The 15,558-nt window shown below is 59.7% G+C and carries 15 protein-coding genes; 4 read left to right on the top strand and 11 right to left on the bottom strand.

The genetic code is table 11. From position 1 onward, the window contains the following. Nucleotides 1-15 precede the first annotated feature (15 nt). The 7 genes from L6639_RS29380 to L6639_RS29350 all read right to left on the bottom strand — a co-directional run bounded on the left by L6639_RS29380 (nt 16) and on the right by L6639_RS29350 (nt 6,819). Nucleotides 16-699 carry an amino acid ABC transporter permease gene (locus L6639_RS29380; protein WP_128930044.1) on the bottom strand — a complete coding sequence of 228 codons (684 nt, stop codon included), beginning with the start codon at nt 697-699 and terminating at the stop codon, nt 16-18. A gap of 34 nt (nt 700-733) precedes the next feature. After that, nucleotides 734-1,531, bottom strand: a complete 798-nt coding sequence (locus L6639_RS29375) for a transporter substrate-binding domain-containing protein (RefSeq protein ID WP_128930045.1) — start codon at nt 1,529-1,531, stop codon at nt 734-736. Between the two features lie 354 nt (nt 1,532-1,885). Then, on the bottom strand, nt 1,886-2,680 hold the full coding sequence (locus L6639_RS29370) for a shikimate dehydrogenase family protein (protein ID WP_128930046.1): 795 nt from the start codon (nt 2,678-2,680) through the stop codon (nt 1,886-1,888). 17 nt (nt 2,681-2,697) lie between these two features. After that, nucleotides 2,698-3,171 carry a nuclear transport factor 2 family protein gene (locus L6639_RS29365; protein WP_128930047.1) on the bottom strand — a complete coding sequence of 158 codons (474 nt, stop codon included), beginning with the start codon at nt 3,169-3,171 and terminating at the stop codon, nt 2,698-2,700. A 4-nt stretch (nt 3,172-3,175) separates the two neighbouring features. Further along, a complete protein-coding gene (locus L6639_RS29360; RefSeq protein ID WP_128930048.1) occupies nt 3,176-3,904 on the bottom strand; it encodes a ribonuclease activity regulator RraA in 729 nt (242 codons plus the stop codon). 138 nt (nt 3,905-4,042) lie between these two features. After that, nucleotides 4,043-5,170: a mandelate racemase/muconate lactonizing enzyme family protein gene (locus L6639_RS29355; RefSeq protein WP_237864938.1), complete on the bottom strand. Its 1,128-nt coding sequence runs from the start codon at nt 5,168-5,170 to the stop codon at nt 4,043-4,045. Beyond that, on the bottom strand, nt 5,167-6,819 hold the full coding sequence (locus L6639_RS29350; protein ID WP_128930050.1) for an IclR family transcriptional regulator domain-containing protein: 1,653 nt from the start codon (nt 6,817-6,819) through the stop codon (nt 5,167-5,169). Before L6639_RS29350 ends, L6639_RS29355 begins: the two co-directional genes overlap by 4 nt. A gap of 221 nt (nt 6,820-7,040) precedes the next feature. Between L6639_RS29350 and L6639_RS29345 the strand changes: the two genes are divergently transcribed. Beyond that, complete coding sequence (locus tag L6639_RS29345) at nt 7,041-7,700, top strand: type IV toxin-antitoxin system AbiEi family antitoxin domain-containing protein (protein ID WP_313753859.1); 660 nt, start codon at nt 7,041-7,043, stop codon at nt 7,698-7,700. A 218-nt stretch (nt 7,701-7,918) separates the two neighbouring features. On the opposite strand, the gene L6639_RS29340 is transcribed toward L6639_RS29345, so the two are convergent. The 3 genes from L6639_RS29340 to L6639_RS29330 all read right to left on the bottom strand — a co-directional run bounded on the left by L6639_RS29340 (nt 7,919) and on the right by L6639_RS29330 (nt 10,122). Next, nucleotides 7,919-8,509: a mobile mystery protein B gene (locus L6639_RS29340; RefSeq protein WP_128930051.1), complete on the bottom strand. Its 591-nt coding sequence runs from the start codon at nt 8,507-8,509 to the stop codon at nt 7,919-7,921. After that, nucleotides 8,506-8,958, bottom strand: coding sequence for a mobile mystery protein A (locus L6639_RS29335; RefSeq protein WP_128955143.1), 453 nt, complete (start codon nt 8,956-8,958; stop codon nt 8,506-8,508). Before L6639_RS29335 ends, L6639_RS29340 begins: the two co-directional genes overlap by 4 nt. Before the next feature lie 246 nt (nt 8,959-9,204). Continuing rightward, nucleotides 9,205-10,122, bottom strand: coding sequence for a LysR family transcriptional regulator (locus tag L6639_RS29330; RefSeq protein ID WP_128930053.1), 918 nt, complete (start codon nt 10,120-10,122; stop codon nt 9,205-9,207). Nucleotides 10,123-10,244: 122 nt separating this feature from the next. On the opposite strand from L6639_RS29330, the gene L6639_RS29325 reads away from it, so the two are divergent. The 3 genes from L6639_RS29325 to L6639_RS29315 all read left to right on the top strand — a co-directional run bounded on the left by L6639_RS29325 (nt 10,245) and on the right by L6639_RS29315 (nt 14,174). Then, the gene (locus L6639_RS29325; RefSeq protein WP_128930054.1) at nt 10,245-11,597 is read left to right on the top strand and encodes an MFS transporter; all 1,353 of its coding nucleotides are present in this window, start codon (nt 10,245-10,247) and stop codon (nt 11,595-11,597) included. Nucleotides 11,598-11,643: 46 nt separating this feature from the next. Beyond that, nucleotides 11,644-12,840 carry an L-talarate/galactarate dehydratase gene (locus L6639_RS29320; protein WP_373291656.1) on the top strand — a complete coding sequence of 399 codons (1,197 nt, stop codon included), beginning with the start codon at nt 11,644-11,646 and terminating at the stop codon, nt 12,838-12,840. A gap of 83 nt (nt 12,841-12,923) precedes the next feature. After that, nucleotides 12,924-14,174, top strand: a complete 1,251-nt coding sequence (locus L6639_RS29315) for a lactonase family protein (RefSeq protein ID WP_164933592.1) — start codon at nt 12,924-12,926, stop codon at nt 14,172-14,174. Between the two features lie 83 nt (nt 14,175-14,257). Here L6639_RS29315 and L6639_RS29310 read toward each other — a convergent pair whose 3' ends face one another. Beyond that, nucleotides 14,258-15,553, bottom strand: a complete 1,296-nt coding sequence (locus L6639_RS29310) for a glycerate kinase type-2 family protein (protein WP_128955144.1) — start codon at nt 15,551-15,553, stop codon at nt 14,258-14,260. Between the last annotated feature and the right edge of the window lie 5 nt (nt 15,554-15,558).

Raw genomic sequence — 15,558 nt, 5'->3', positions numbered from 1 at the left:
CTGCTATCTCCATGCTCACAGCGGGGTTCCGAGCTTGCGGCGGCGAGGAAACATCGCAAGCCCGAGGAGAGCAAAACCCCCACGTACCAGTATGGCGAGACCTAGATAGATGCCGCCGAGCACGACGAAGATTTCGAAATTGCGATAAGTCTCGCTCTGGATACGGTTAGAGATCCCGAATAGCTCCTCAACGCCAACCGAGGACACGATGCTCGAGGCCAGCATCAACAGAACATACTGGCTCGACAGCGCCGGATAGACGCGCTCCAGCGCTGGCCGAATAATCACATGCAGATAGGTTTGGGTGCGCGACAGTCCAAGGCAGGTCGCCGCCTCAAGCTGGCCGCGATGGATCGATTCAATGCCCGCACGCACGATCTCAGTCGTATAAGCTCCGATATTGACCGTCAGCGCGATGGTCGCACCAACCAGGATGGGCAACCGAATTCCCATGCTCGCAATGCCAAAGATTAGGAAGTAGCACTGCACGAGCAGCGGCGTATTGCGGATGAACTCCACATACAAGGAGACGATCCAACGGGCCCAGGTTGGCCCGCCGGTCCGGACCACGGCGCAGGCACCACCTAAAAGGATGCCGAACACCGTGCAGAATAAAGTGAGCCGTAGCGTCGTCCAGATACCCTCCAACAGGAGCGGCCAATAAGCCAGCACGGCTGCGAAGTCGAAATTGTAAGTCATAGGACTTTGCTCGTTTCAAGGGCCGTAGGCCATGTCATTGAGACGCGGCGATGACTTCCTGGGGCAGGTCGGCGCCCTGAAACTTCTTGAAGATCGCTTGGAGTTTTCCGTTGGCGATGTTCTTCTTCACCCAGCTGTCGACCCATTCCTTCAGATCCGTATCCTCCTTACGCATGCCAACACCCATAGGCGCGGTCCGAAGCGGCAGCTTCAGCTCAAGCTCTTTGGCCGGGTTCTTCTTATTGATCAGGTCGACAAGGGTCGGCACCTGCGCGACCAAGTCAAGCTGGTTGGACACGACCGCCGTCATGGTCGTTGCTTCATCCTCAAAGCGCACGATTTCCGCATCTCGCGGGGCCGCCGCAGTCACATCCGCATCGTTCGTCGTGCCGCGCGTGACGGCAATGCGCTTTCCCGACAAATCAGCGAACGTCTTGATCTGCATGCTCTTCGGTGCTGCCACATAGGACGTCGCTCCAGAATATGGCAGCGAGAACGCGATCAGCTTCTTGCGCTCATCAGTGATCGACAAGGCCGAAAGGACTGCGTCTGCGCGATGCGACATCAGGAAAGGAATGCGATTGGCGCTGTTCGTCCCCACGATCTCCATCTTCACGCCGAGATCGGCAGCCAAGAGCTTAGCTGTTTCGACTTCCGAGCCAGTGGGATTGAGGTCTTCGTCCTTGAATGCCCAGGGAGGGACACTGAGATCGACGGCGATGCGAATGATACCCGCGGACTTGATCTTCTCAAGCGTCCCGGCTGTCGCTGTTTGCCCCAAGAGGGCCAGCGAGACAACAGCAGCTGTCAAAACTCTAGCAAGAGTCTTCATTTTCAATCCTCCCGATGGCAATTGACTGTTCGAATTAGAGCTACGCCCAGATTTTCGGCTAGAAGAGGTCGATTCGGACTCGGTATTCGGAGCGCATCCGCTTCCGCCCCGGCGTTATTCTCGTCGCGGCGGTGCCAGGCAGAGCGACCACTCAGGGAGCAGGCGGCGATCGATTCCTTTGGCCCGACCGCCTCGATGGCGTTCGCAAGTGTCTCCTCCAGAGTGCCAAGTATTGTTGTTATGATTGCGCGAAACGTTAGCGAGCGCGGCTTTCAACGTGAAGCCCGTCTTTCATTGTCCGCGAGAGATCGTCTCACTTCGTGAGACTGTCGCCGTTAGTGAGCGGTCTGATGCTCAATGACCAGAGGTCATGAAGGAGAACAGAAGCGCGATCTGTCCATCCAGCATGTGCGTGCCGTCTCGCGTGGCGCAGCCAATCTTGGCTGCCTCCGACAGGAGCCTTGTCGGGACCGGATCGGTGATAACGTCGGCAACGATCATGTGCGGCGCAAGTTGAGCGGGATCGACTGGTAGCGGGTCGCCGTCCCGCAAGCCTGCCGACGTCGCATTGACGACAATATCGCAATCGCGAGGAACGGCAGTATCGATGGAGACCTTGCCTGGATATGCCTTACTAAGCCTGTCAAACAGGCTGTTCTGGTTTGACGCGTCGAGGTCGTGGAAGGTCAACCGGCGGGCGCCTTCTTCGAGCATGGAGACGCCGATCGAGGAGCCTGCACCGCCCGCGCCGACCATGAACACGTTTTTGCCGGCGATGGCATGGCCCGCCTTCTTCAATCCGGCAGTCAGACCGGCACCGTCGAAATTGTCGCCGAGCCAGCGGCCGTCCTGTTCTCGTCGCATGGCGTTGATCGCCCCGAGGACCTTGGCGCGATCAGACAGGCGGTCGCAATGCGCGATCGCCCCGAATTTGTGTGGCAGCGTGATAAGAATACTGTCGATGTTGAGCATTGCTTTGAGGGCCGCCAGAGCCGTGTCAAGATTGCCTCTCTCGACCTGCAGCGGCACCAGCACACCGTCATATCCGGCATCCTCCATTCGCTTGGTCAGCCAGCCCGGTGCCAGCACCTGCGAAATAGGCGAGCCTATTAGCGCATGAACGCGTGTCTTTCCGGTCAGTGAGGTCATGAACAGGCCCGGGCGCTTCAGGACAATTTGGGCGGAGGCGAGGGCGGCGCCATGGCATAGCCCCTGGCCTCATAGTCGAAGTCATGCAGCTTGTTGACTGTCTCGGCCTTGTTGACGGGAGAGGCATAGTAGGCCCGGATCTCGGCAATCCGTGTGACGTCGTCGTTGAAGACGTACCATTCATCGCCGCGCAGCACCTCACCAAGGGCCGTCTTCCAATGGGTCCATTCGATCACCGCTTCGTGGCCGTCCGAGCTGGCCAGAACCTTCTCAATGGTCCAGCGCGATCCCATCGTTTTGACACACCAGACCCAGCCGTCGGCTATTGCCTGAGCGCCGCGCCAGGGCGCACCAGGCAGGCCGGGTGGGAAATAGTGGACAGCATTGCTCGTGAAGCAGTCCAGCAGCGCCTGGTGATCGGCATCGTTGCAGGCTTGAAAGTATCGGCGGATCAAGGCCTCCGCCTGCGCGGCTTTCGTGAGCGCACCCATCGCTTTACTCCGCCGCTCGCCGGGCTCGCCATTCCGCGTATTCCTTCAGCGTTGCCTCGTTCGGCGGGTAGGTGCCCCAAAGAGGCGCGCCAGCATCGATCTTGGTGAATAGAAATCTCTCGCGCAGCTCCTGCTCATGAGACTCCTCCGCCACCTCCTCGGCGATGGCACGTGGGATGACGACGACGCCATCGCTGTCCCCGACGATGATGTCGCCGGGGTAAACGGCAACATCGGCGCAGCCGATTGGCAATTGCATGTCAACCGCGCGATGATAGGCAGGGCGCGTCGAGGCCGTGTTGGCCCTGCAGTAAGCGGGAAACGCCATTTTTGAGATTTCTGTCCCGTCGCGGAATGCGCCGTCGGTAATGGCTGCCGCAACGCCCTTGCGCATCATGCGCGTCATCAACATGTTGCCGGCCGATGCGGCACGCGGGTCGTTGCGGCTGTCGATCATCAGGACTTGGCCTGCACCAATCGCCTCCACGGCCTCCCACTGCATATTGTCCTCACCCCGCTTGCGGAGATCAGAAAGATCCCAGTCCTTGTCTTCCCGCGAGGGAATGAAGCGCAAGGTGAAAGCCTCCCCGGCAAACGCACCAGCGCTCGGATTGAGCGGCGTGATCCCAACCAGGAATTGCTGACGATAGTTGCGCTTGAAGAGCTGCGTGGTCAGCGTCGCTGTCGAGCAGGCCTTCAGCTTTTCGAGGGTTTGGGAAGCAATCGGAGCCATGCGTATCTACCTCCAAGAACGGAATCTAAACCAGCGCAAGCAGTGCAATGCTTGCCTTCAGGCATCACCATAGCGGCAGCAGTGCTCGGCGGAAGGCCTATCAAGCTCGCAGCGAGTGCGCCGTCTCACATGTTGAGATCAGGTGCGGGGAGCGTAGCGCTTGAGGACATCGAGATCTGGTTCAAAGCCGATGCCGATGCGATCAGATGCGCTGACAACCCCCTTCACCGGCTTCGGTGTGCTCGCGAGCCACACTTCAGGGTCGACGAACAGGAACTCGATCAGCGTCTTCTCCTGCATCAAAGGCAGCATCGCCAGGGTCGCAAGATATCCCGGCCCGAAGTAAGGCGTATGTGGCATGACGCTCTTACCGTGTCGCTCGCATGCGGCCAAGATCTTGACGAATTCGGAGATCCCGCCGACTTTTGTCATACTCGGCTGTGGATAGGTAACAGCGTTGATGATCCGCATGAAATCAAAGGCCGTGCTGGCGTTCTCACCGCTGCCAACGGGGATTGCGGCCTTCTCAATCTCCTCCATACTCTTGTAGTCGTCGGGCGGGAATACCGGCTCCTCCACCCACAAGGTGTTGCAGGCGCGGAACGTTTCTCGCAAAGCGATCGTCTCCTGCATGGACCAGGCGCAATTGGCGTCAACCATCAGCGCGACACCGGGCCCGATGACCTCGCGCGCGTGCCTGATTACATCCGGGGCGATCTCGTGAAGCTTGATGTGCCGGTAGCCGCGCTCGAGCGCCCGCTTGCATTGCTCAGCGACGAGGTCCTTGTCGCCATACCTGACGAGGCTCGCATAGGCCGGCCGGTGCGTCGGCGCATTCGCCCGGAAAAGCCGCCATAGCGGCACGCCCTGCCGTTTCGCCTTCAAGTCCCACAGCGCGATGTCGACCCCTGACAGCGCGAACATGGTTATGCCGTAGCGTCCAAAGAGATGAAGTTTCTTTTGCACCTCCAGGTTCCAGGCAGCGATATCGTCGATGGCTGCCTCGGTCACAAACGGCGCGATCATGTGATCGACGGCCGCGCGCACCGCCTCCAAGCAGAAATAGGCAAAGGCATCGCCCCAGCCGACATGCCCATCCTCATCTTCGATACGAATCAGCACCATGTCGAGGCGATGCCAGCGGGACGGCGTGCCGCCCGTGCCCGGGCCGCCATCGGCGAACGGAATGCGCACCGGAAAGGTTTGCAGTGAGATGATCTTGGGTACGGTGTTGCTTTGGGGCATAATGCGAGTGGCCTGGGTCAAAGCCTTGCGACTGGATCGGCGAGGCCGCGCTCGCCGACATCGATCGACAGGAGGTGTCCCGAAAGAGGAGCATTGGCGAGGCTTTCGCGCGACAGGCCGGTGCGGGCACTGGTCACGAAGAGCTCGGACAGGGAGGCTCCTCCAAACGCGATACCGGTTGGTCTTGGCACGGGGAGGGCGACGGTTCGCTCAATCTCTCCGCTCTCATTAAGCTTCACGACGCTCCAGCCGTCCGACAATCCAACCCATGGGTTAAATTGCTCGTCGACGGCGAGGGCGCAAGGAGCGCCCGCGACCTTCGGAATATCGGCGAATTTTCGCTTTCGCGCCGCCTTTCGCTCAAGCAGATAGACGCATTGACGCGATGGCTCCGTCGCGAACAGGCCGGCATCACCGCAAAAGGCGATGTCGCTCACCTGGCCTTGCACTTCGAACACCGGTTCCATCCCCGATTGCCGTCGCCACGGTCCAACCAGGCTTATGTTGGCCTCGGCGCTGTAGGCTGCTGCCCAGATCTCACCAGCCTCCGAGACGCGCAGCACTTTGAAGGAAATACCCGGCTTTCCTTCAATGCGCTCCTGGCCGCCCGATAAATTGTCGATCACGATGTCATGGCCAACTGAATAGGCGACGCCGCCCTCGACAAGGCACAGCGAGTTGATGCCCTCAGAGAGCGCCTGCAGCGAGACGGTGAAGGGATGCCCGCCGTCGGCGCGGATAGCAGGCGCCAACAGGTCGGCCCAAACCAAGTTCTGCGCGCGCGCATCCCAGCGCGGCGCCGCGCCCACAAAGGCTGTGCTCTTCGTCCAGACCTTGTAATTTCCCGGATCATGCCGAGCGCTCTTGATGGCAGGTGCGAGCAGGCTCGAAATCCGTCTTGCGACATCAACGAGCTCTTGCCCTAATCGTTCGGCGCGCTCGGCGGTGATGCGAAAAGTCGGGCCGGCCACGCTGATGGCCGCAAGCGGTTTGCCGGCGGGATCGAGAATAGCCGTTCCGACGCAGCGGGTGCCGAGAACTATCTCTTCGTCATCGATCGCATAGCCGCGCGCACGGACGATGGCCAGATGTGCCTTCAACTGCTCGCCGTCACAAATCGTCTTCTCGGTAAACTTGGCAAGCCCGTCGCGGACCACCAAGTCGAGTTGCGCGTCGGAGAGATGAGCGAGGATCGCCTTGCCCTGGCTTGTGCAATGCATCGGTTTAAGCGCGCCGAGCCTCGCATTGGATCGCTCGGAATGTGCGCTCTCGAAGCGGCCGAGCGAGAGCACGTGGTGACCGTCTTGAACCGCGAGATAGGCGGTCTCACCGGTCAAATCGCGTAAGCGCCTCAACTCTACGGACGCAATTGACGCAAGGTCAGACGACGACCAAGCATTCTGTGCAAGATCGAGAAAGTTGAAACCAAGCGTGTAGGCCTGGGTGCGCGGATCTGCCCGGATCAGTCCACGCGAGATCAGCGCCGCAAGGATGCGATACAGGGTCGCCCTGGGGATGCCCGTCTGGTCCGCAAGACGCGCCTGGTCGAGGACGCCGGGTGATCTGCCGATCAGCTCGAGAATATCGCAGGCCTTTCCCAGAAGCGCCGTCCCGGCGACATTCTTAGGATGGATCAGCTCCGGCGACCACTCGACTTCGTGTTCAGACATGGCCCAATTTTAGGTTCACGAGACGAGACCATCCAGCCTGTCGCAGGCTTGGTGCGCCTCATCCAGCCGGGTTGCCCACATGGTGAGACCCGGAGGGGCAGATTCCGAGCCAGTGAAGCGAGGGGTTATGTGCTTGGTTTCAAAAAGGCATTTGTCTTGTGGGAACGTCGCATTGATATAACTCCTTGTGCAAAATCTTGACACTTGCAAGGTTTTGTATCATGCGGGTTTCCATGAGGAAGCAACCACAACGCCAGAGGGATAGGGCGATCTCGCTTCTTCAGAAGCGGGGCATGATGCGCCTTTCTGAATTTCTCCAGGAAGGGATCACGGCCGCAACCATTTCCCGAATGGAACAGAAGGGCACGCTCAATCAGCTCAGCCGCGGCCTTTACCAGCTACCCGATGCACTGCTCGACAGTAACCACTCGCTCGCAGTTGCTGCGAAACTCATTCGAAACGGCGTCATCTGTTACGAGTCTGCGCTCGCCTTCCATGAGCTGACAGACCGCATCCCGCCCTATGTATGGATGGCGATCGGTCCGCGCGACTGGCGGCCCAAGATTGCGCGGCCTCGCATTCAAATTACGCGCTTTGGTCCCAAGGAGTTTGACAAGGGGATCAAGCATTACACCATCGAAGGGATCTCGGTACCGATCTACACACCGGCCAAAACTATCGTCGATCTCTTCAAGAGCGGCCAACGTCAAAAAGCCTTCTACAACGTCCCCACAGGCCTTGCGCACGCCACGCAAGCGATGAAAGACGCGATCAGACTGCGCAAAGCGACACCCTCCGAAATCGCAAAATACGCCGCCGAAGCCGGCATATGGGACAAAATCGTTCAGCCGCGCCTTGAGACGCTGACCTTGAATGCGTAGGCCGCTGACGAATGTCGGAGCATCCATCCGTGGCCGCCTGCTCAATCTTGCAAACAGCGTAACGAGCCTTTCGATCTCTTGCTCACACAGTATGCGTTCGAACGGCTGCTCTACAGGCGAAATCTGCGGATCCCTGCTGTTGATTCCGACGTAGACCGAGTTAGCTAAGGAAAGCGCCTTGGTTTAGTTAGGGTTTGCCCGATGGTGGGCCGGGCATTTTATGATCGCGCGAAAGCGATGAGGGGCCCGAAATCATGGTTGTCGGCAGCCTGAAGCGCTGCAATGTAGGCCCTGCGTGCGGTGCCGGCTGTCTGCAAGCCGGCGGCGCCCCATGTAAAGCGCCGGCCCCCAAGCTGCACGATCAACAAGTCAGCAGCCAATCGTGACCAGCGACCGTTGCCGTTTGGGAACGGATGTACGGATACGAGGCGGTGATGGAAGCGAACCGCAAGTTCGTCCGGTGGATAGGTGTTGTTCTCAATCCAATACCTTGCGTCGTCGAGCACCTGATGCAGCGAAATTTCGATCAGATGTGGCGCGACACCAAGATTGCGCTCCGTCGTTCGAAATTTTCCAGCCCAGCGCCAGACGCGTTCGAACATGCGCCGATGCAAACTCTTGAGAAAACTTTCCCGCGTCGGAACCTTGCGGCGGCCAAACGCCCAGCGGTTTGCCGTCGCGATGTTCTGCTGCTCCAGTTCGTTCAACTCGCTACGTAAGGTAATGTGCGTTGGGATAAGATCTTCGCGCTCCTGAGGGGTCAGCGGTGTCGCGTGATCGTCGGCGGCATGCAGATCAGTCTCAGTCATTCGTCGTCCCAGAGGCGCGCGGGGCGTTTCAACAAATCCTCGATCGCTTGTTCCCGAAGCGCGCGGGCAGCCTGATTGTCCTCCACCGCTTGGTCCTCGAGCCGCATCGTTTGCTCGATAGCTCGTGATTGCCGCTCGGCGACCTCAGCAGCTCGCTTGGTTACAACTTCTGCGAGGGGGCGGTCGGGTACAAGCACATAGACCAGCCTGCAGCCGAGGGCCTCGGCCGCGCGTTGAAGCGTATTGAGGGTTACGCTGCCGCCTTGCTCGGATTTTTCGAGTTCCACGATGCGTGGCTGCGAAACCCCCAGCCTCTTGGCATATTGGGCGGTGGTCATGCCGAGGGCGTCGCGGATCGCGCGAATCCAGCCCTTGGGAGGGCGCTGGGAGTGCGAGAGCGCTCGGAGCGCGGCAAAGCGGCTGTCGAGATGCCGGATAGCGTCTTTCATCCGATAAGATATACCATATAACGAGCTGATAAATCTATAAGGAATACCATATTAATATTTCCCGCGGTAATAAGCTTTTTCTTATAATACACAAGGTTGACAATAAGATAAATCTTATCGAAGTGACGCAGGGCCTTCACTACGACCTTTCGTCAACCATTTAACATCATTGCAGAAGTAAGCGACGAGCCACCCCAGGGCGGCGGTGGCGGACCGAATCCGGGTCCGCGTTCTGGTTAGTGGCCTCTAGGGCTGCAGCTGCAAGGGCCGGCGGACACCGCTGCCCTCGTCCCGAAAGGCAAGCTCGCGCAGGCGCGGTAAAACAGGATTGCGATTGTCACTTCTCCAGATGGCGTGCAATTCAGCAAAGATAGAGCGCCCAAAGCGGATAGGCCGAAACACGACATTGTCGAAGCAGGCATTGCGGGTCTCTCCGGGAACAATCGCAAGACCCAACCCCGTGCTGACCAGCGCGAGGATGGCTTGTGCCTGGCTCATCGACTGCACGACATTCGGCCGGATGCCGGCGGCTCCAAACGCCATGGTCAGCAGCGAGTTCATGTAGGGGCCAGCGCTCGAATACATGATGAAGGGTTGCCCATCGAGCTGCTCAAGCTCGGGCCGGCGCCGCCCCGCGAGCGGGTGATCGAGTGGCAGGGCGAGCGCCAGCTCCTCGCGGAACACGCATGCGCTTCTGACCGTCTCGGCCGTCTGCAATGGGCGCACCAAGCCGAAATCGATTTGCCCTGATTTGAGAGCTTCGAGCTGCTCGCGCGAGGTCAGCTCGACAAAGCTTGCTTCGATGTGCGGTAGTTCGCTGCGCAAGCACGAGGCAAGCCAAGGCAAATACCCGTAAGTTGTAGCACCCACGAAGCCGATCGTCAGGGCACCACCAGCCAATAAGGCTGCTTGTCGCGCAGCCTTCACCGCATTCTCCCGTTGCTGAAGCAGCCCTCGCGCTTCAGAGAGAAACGCCCTTCCAGCGACGGTCAGCTCAACCGACCGGCTCGTTCGCTCAAGCAGCGTCACATCGAGCTGTTGCTCGAGCATCTGGATGTGCCGGCTGAGTGGCGGCTGAGTCATGTTGAGGCGCTTGGCCGCTCGCCCGAAATGAAGCTCGTCGGCAACCGCAACAAAGGCACGAATTTGTGCAAATTCGATCATTGATAACTTTAAGGTATTAGCTCGATCCAAAATTGAGTTTAGACGTGAATTGATCCTGCGTCTAGGTTGGGCTCCGTGATCGGCGAGAGATCGATCCGGGAAAACCTCGACGGGAGGATCGTATGTCAGGGAGCAGAGTGGCGCGCTTCCAATTTCGTTTCGTGATCTTGGCACTCATCACGATGTTGCTGGCACTAAGCAGCGGCGATCGAGCGACGCTCTCGATCGCGGGCCCCAATATGTCCAAGGCTCTTGGCATCAGCCCGGTCGAACTCGGCTGGATGTTTTCCGCTTTCGCATGGGCCTACGTGCTGGCTCAGGTGCCCGCTGGCTGGATCACGGACAAGCTCGGCGCAAAGCTCAGCATCCTGGTCGGATTGATCCTCTGGTCGGTCGTCACGTTCCTGATGAGCGGCGTGGCCTGGCTCGCCTATCCGTTTCTGGCCATGCTCGCCTTGCGCTTCCTGCTTGGCGTGTTCGAATCTCCAGTCGGGCCGGCTGCTGGGCGCATCATCGCTGCCTGGTTTCCATCGAGCGAGCGCGGCATTGCCGGCGCGATCTTCAACAGCGCGCAATATGTCTCCCTCGTGATCTTCACGCCTTTGATGGGCTATCTAGATCATCGCTTCGGCTGGGAGCACATCTTCACTGTGATGGGCGTCCTAGGGCTCGCATTCTCCGCCCTCTGGTTCGTCACGTACTATCCGCCTGCTCAACATCCAAAAGTCGCGCCAGCTGAACTCGATCACATTCGCTCTGGTGGCGGCCTTGTCGACCTCGGCGCAGCTCCTGTGCGCTCCGCCGAGCGCGGTCCAAAATGGTCGGATCTGGCCGAAGTCTTCCGCAGCCGCATGCTCGTCGGCATCTTCCTCGCGCAGTACGGCATTACATCCATCACCTGGTTCTTCGTCTCCTGGTTTCCGAGCTATCTCGTCAAGGCCCGCGGCTTTTCGGTACTCGACGCAAGTTTAGTGGCGACCATCCCGGCCATCGCCGGCTTCGTTGGCGGCGTCATGACCGGCTTCTTCTCAGATTGGCTTCTTCGCAGGACCGGATCGCTAAGCACCGCGAGGAAGACGCCGATTACGATTGGTCTGTTGATGACGATGCTGATCATCGGCTGCAATTACACAGACTCCACCACGTTGATCCTAGTCCTGATGAGCGCCGCCTTTTTCGGCAAGGGCTTTGGATCGCTAGGTTGGACCGTAGTGGCCGATACCGCGCCAAAAGAAGTCATCGGGCTGACCGGCGGCGTCTTCAACGCGATCGGTAATACTGCCGGCATCACGACCCCGGTTGCGATCGGCTACATCCTTGCAGCGACCGGATCCTTCAATGGCGCGCTGCTCTATGTCGGCCTCCATGGCCTACTCGCCATTATCAGCTACTGGGTCATCGTGGGCCCGATTCAACGTGCCGTCATTCAGGAAAGGCCCGAGCTTCCTCGCGCTGCGCCAATACCAGCCGAATAGACGCCGGGCCGCAGAAGAGTATTCAACGACGAAAGAGGACGAACAGATGAACTTTATGCAAAACACGACACGCATCATTGCCAATCCGCTAGCTGCGGGACTTGCGCCCGGCGAAGCCACCACCGATCGAATCGCATGGGTCAAGCTATCGCTGGTTTTCCTTCCACTTGCCGCACCGATCAGCGACGCGAAGGTGCTTACCGGCCGCCAAAAGCCGCTCACGGAGATCGCGTTCCTGTTCGCGGAGATCGAAACCGAGCAGGGCCATAGTGGCATCGGCTATAGCTATTCGAAGCGCGCGGGAGGGCCCGGGCAGTTCGCTCATGCCAAGGAAATTGCCGGTGAACTTATAGGTGAGGATCCCAATGACATCGCGCGCATCTGGGACAAGCTGGTCTGGGCCGGCGCTTCCGTCGGGCGTAGTGGACTGTCAACCCAGGCAATTGCCGCCTTTGACATTGCGTTGTGGGATCTCAAGGCCAAGCGAGCGAAGCTGCCGCTGGCCAAATTGCTCGGCGCCCACCGAGATTCGGTTCGCTGCTACAACACATCCGGCGGCTATCTCTCCATGCCCATCGAGGAGGTCAAGGAGCGCGTCTCGATGGCGCTCGAAAAGGGCATCGGCGCCATCAAGCTCAAAGTCGGCCAGCCCGACCCGATGGTTGATCTCGCCCGCATCGAGGCAGTGCGCAAACATATTGGCGACGTACCGCTGGCGATCGATGCCAATCAGCAATGGGACCGCACGACTGCACTGAGGTTTGGTCGCATTGCCGAGCAGTTCAGCCTGACCTGGATCGAAGAGCCGCTGGATGCTTACGATTACGAAGGGCATGCCGCGCTCGCCAAGGAGCTTGCAACCCCGATCGCCACGGGTGAGATGCTAACAAGCGTCGATGAACATTACGAGCTGATCCGGCACAATTCGGTCGACTTCATTCAGCCAGACGCCCCCCGCGTCGGGGGCATCACCCCCTTCCTGAAGATCCTCGCGCTTGCCGACCATAAGAAGCTGCAGCTCGCTCCCCATTACTGCATGGAGATCCACCTTCATCTGACGGCGGCTTACGGCCGCGAGCCCTGGGTCGAGCACTTCGAGTGGTCGGAAGCCATGTTCAACGAGAAACTCCATGTCGTGAATGGACGCATGATCGTGCCAAACCGACCGGGCCTCGGCTTCAGCCTCTCGGATCAGGCTCGGGCATGGACTCGCGCCACTCACGAAGCCGGAAAGCGGCCCTAATAAACAGAAGGCTGGTCCGGCCCCGCCGGCCCAGCCTTTTGAGGCCGAGTAGACTTAGCAGCACGTTACGAGGAGTTGAACGCATGAACCGCGCAGTGTCACTCAGCCGCCGTACGTTTGTAGGCCTCCTTGCCGCAGCGGGGCTATCGCCACGAGCAGTTGCTGCGCAGAACACAGCTCGCGCGGTCCTCTACGTCGCAGTTGGGTCCGAGCTGATGTGTTACGAGGCCGACGACACGAAGCTCGCCTTGCAGAAAATTGACACTATTCGCGTGCCAGAGGCGGTTCAGTACGCCTGGAAGCATCCATCAAAGCCGCTGCTCTACGTGGCTTTTAGCAACCGGTATACCTCCAAGGCTGACGACCGGCACGGGGTCGCGGTCTATGCGATCGATCAAGACACGGGGCGGCTGCAGCAATTTGGAGAGCCTGTCTTTCTCAAGAACCGCCCAGTTAACCTCACGCTCGATCCGGCAGGGCGCTATCTGCTTGTTGCTTACAACATGCCGTCAGATCTGACCGTCCATGCGCTCGGGGAGAACGGCTCCATCGGAGTTGAAATCAAGCAGTCCGGCTCAATCGATGCCGGCATCTATGCTCACCAAGTCCGTGTCTCACCGTCTGGCAAGCTCGTCGTGCTTCCGACGCGCGGCAACGATCCGGGCGCCGGCAAGCCCGAAGATCCCGGAGCCCTGAAAGTCTTCCGATTTGAAGCGGGGCAGCTTTCGCATGAGACTTCGATCACTAAAGGAAACGGACTTGGCTTCGGCCCGCGGCACGTCGACTTTCATCCGGAAAAACCGTGGATGTTCGTATCGATGGAACGCAACAACCAGCTGCTGGTCTATGGGACGAGTGACGAAGGCATCGATCCTAAGCCGCTGTTCGAAAGATATACTGCTGAAAACCACGAAGCTAGGCTACCGGTCCAGTTCGTCGGCCCCATCCACGTGCACCCCAACGGCCGGTTCGTCTATCTTGCCAACCGCTCGGACGGAACGATCGATTTCGCGGGCCGAAAGGTCCATGGGGAGGGAGAAAATACTGTCGCCGTGTTTTCGATCAATCCCGCAAGCGGAGAGCCGACGCTCATCCAGACCATTGATACCCTGACCTTCCATTGCAGGACATTCTCAATCCATCCGGCCGGACGAATGCTGGTCACAGCTGCGGTTGCGCCGCTTGACGTTCGCGACGGTGGCGCCGTTCGGACGGTTCCAGCAGGGTTGACAGTATTCGACGTCGCCGACGATGGCAAACTGAACTTCGCTCGCAAATACGAGGTCGATATCGGCAAAGATTGGATGTTCTGGTGTGGAATGGTTGCTCTCTGAGCATGCAGCTCTGCACGACGCGCTCGCGGGAGCTCTCGCACGAGCGGGCGCCTTATGTAGGCGAACGAACGAGCTTTGCCAGCTTACGACGTCTGTTGCCTAGTCGGCGCAATCAGAACGGCCCGAATGTCATTGACATTTGTGAGAGTGGGACCTGTTCGAACGAGATCACCAAGACGCTCGAAAAAGGTGTAACTATCGTGAGCCGTCAGAAGCGCGCGGGCATCGAGCTGGCTCGCAGCGGCGCGATGCAAGGTATCTGGCGTCACCAAAGCGCCGGCGGCATCCTCCGTTCCATCAATCCCGTCACTATCCCCGGCAATGGCCCAAATGCCCGCCGCTCCATCAAGGGCCACCGCAAGTCCGAGCAAGAACTCGGTATTGCGACCACCACGACCTGCTCGGCCATGACCGATGCTAACTGTCGTCTCTCCTCCTGAAAGCAGAACGGCCGGCGCCTTTACAGGATGCCCGTGCTGAGCGACCGACCGGGCAATTCCGGCCATCATGGTACCGAGCTCTCGGGCCTCCCCCTCGATTGCGTCCCCAAGTACAACAGCGCTCAATCCCTCGCGCTTGGCGAGCTGCGCTGCAGCATCAAGGGCCGTGAGTGGCGCGGCGATAATACGGACATCTTCGGCAATGTCCCCAGGCTTCGCCGTATCTTGTCCGCCGTCTAGAACGGCTTGCGCAGAGTCGGGCAGCTTGATCCCGAAACGGCGAACGATCTCGCGCGCATTGGCCTTCGTGCTGGCATCCGGCAGCGTCGGGCCGGAGGCGATCGCAGCCGGATCGTCCCCCGGAATGTCTGAGATCACGAGGGTGAGGAGGCGCGCAGGGCGCGCTGCAAGCGCCAGCCGACCGCCTTTGATCGCCGACAGGTGCTTGCGCACCACATTCATCTCCGCAATCGTCGCCCCGCTCGCGAGTAATGCCCGGTTTACCGCTTGCTTGTCCGCGAGGGTCATCGGAGGGGCGGGAAGGGCCATCAGTGCGGACCCGCCACCGGACATCAACGCTAGGACCAGGTCATCCTTCGTCAGCCCTCTGACCGCATCCAGCATCCGCAGCGCCGCGGCCTCGCTCGAGTGGTCCGGGACGGGGTGCGACGCCTCAAGGACTTCGATCCCGCCCGCCGGCACCGCGTGCCCGTGCCGCGTCACAACGACCCCCGACAATTCGACGTCGGGCCAGGCCGCATCGACCACCGCAGCCATTGCCGCGGACGCCTTGCCGGCTCCGACAACAATACAGCGTCCGCTGGGCTTTGGCGGCAGATGCGTCGTGACGGCTATGCGCGGATCAGCGCTCGCGATTGCGGCATCAAAGAGTTGCCGCAGCAAGCTGCGAGCCCGTGCGTCGGTCCACACAGCGGACATTGGGG

The sequence above is a fragment of the Bradyrhizobium zhengyangense genome (assembly GCF_022012555.1).
Lineage (GTDB): Bacteria > Pseudomonadota > Alphaproteobacteria > Rhizobiales > Xanthobacteraceae > Bradyrhizobium > Bradyrhizobium zhengyangense.
This window is presented reverse-complemented; position numbering and strand designations above follow the sequence as displayed.

What these genes read in the sequence shown, in the direction of transcription:
- L6639_RS29380 (WP_128930044.1), bottom strand. Translation starts at nt 699, where the DNA reads ATGACTTACAATTTCGACTTCGCAGCCGTGCTGGCTTATTGGCCGCTC.
- L6639_RS29375 (WP_128930045.1), bottom strand. Translation starts at nt 1,531, where the DNA reads ATGAAGACTCTTGCTAGAGTTTTGACAGCTGCTGTTGTCTCGCTGGCC.
- L6639_RS29370 (WP_128930046.1), bottom strand. Translation starts at nt 2,680, where the DNA reads ATGACCTCACTGACCGGAAAGACACGCGTTCATGCGCTAATAGGCTCG.
- L6639_RS29365 (WP_128930047.1), bottom strand. Translation starts at nt 3,171, where the DNA reads ATGGGTGCGCTCACGAAAGCCGCGCAGGCGGAGGCCTTGATCCGCCGA.
- L6639_RS29360 (WP_128930048.1), bottom strand. Translation starts at nt 3,904, where the DNA reads ATGGCTCCGATTGCTTCCCAAACCCTCGAAAAGCTGAAGGCCTGCTCG.
- L6639_RS29350 (WP_128930050.1), bottom strand. Translation starts at nt 6,819, where the DNA reads ATGTCTGAACACGAAGTCGAGTGGTCGCCGGAGCTGATCCATCCTAAG.
- L6639_RS29345 (WP_313753859.1), top strand. Translation starts at nt 7,041, where the DNA reads ATGCGGGTTTCCATGAGGAAGCAACCACAACGCCAGAGGGATAGGGCG.
- L6639_RS29340 (WP_128930051.1), bottom strand. Translation starts at nt 8,509, where the DNA reads ATGACTGAGACTGATCTGCATGCCGCCGACGATCACGCGACACCGCTG.
- L6639_RS29335 (WP_128955143.1), bottom strand. Translation starts at nt 8,958, where the DNA reads ATGAAAGACGCTATCCGGCATCTCGACAGCCGCTTTGCCGCGCTCCGA.
- L6639_RS29330 (WP_128930053.1), bottom strand. Translation starts at nt 10,122, where the DNA reads ATGATCGAATTTGCACAAATTCGTGCCTTTGTTGCGGTTGCCGACGAG.
- L6639_RS29325 (WP_128930054.1), top strand. Translation starts at nt 10,245, where the DNA reads ATGTCAGGGAGCAGAGTGGCGCGCTTCCAATTTCGTTTCGTGATCTTG.
- L6639_RS29320 (WP_373291656.1), top strand. Translation starts at nt 11,644, where the DNA reads ATGAACTTTATGCAAAACACGACACGCATCATTGCCAATCCGCTAGCT.
- L6639_RS29315 (WP_164933592.1), top strand. Translation starts at nt 12,924, where the DNA reads ATGAACCGCGCAGTGTCACTCAGCCGCCGTACGTTTGTAGGCCTCCTT.
- L6639_RS29310 (WP_128955144.1), bottom strand. Translation starts at nt 15,553, where the DNA reads ATGTCCGCTGTGTGGACCGACGCACGGGCTCGCAGCTTGCTGCGGCAA.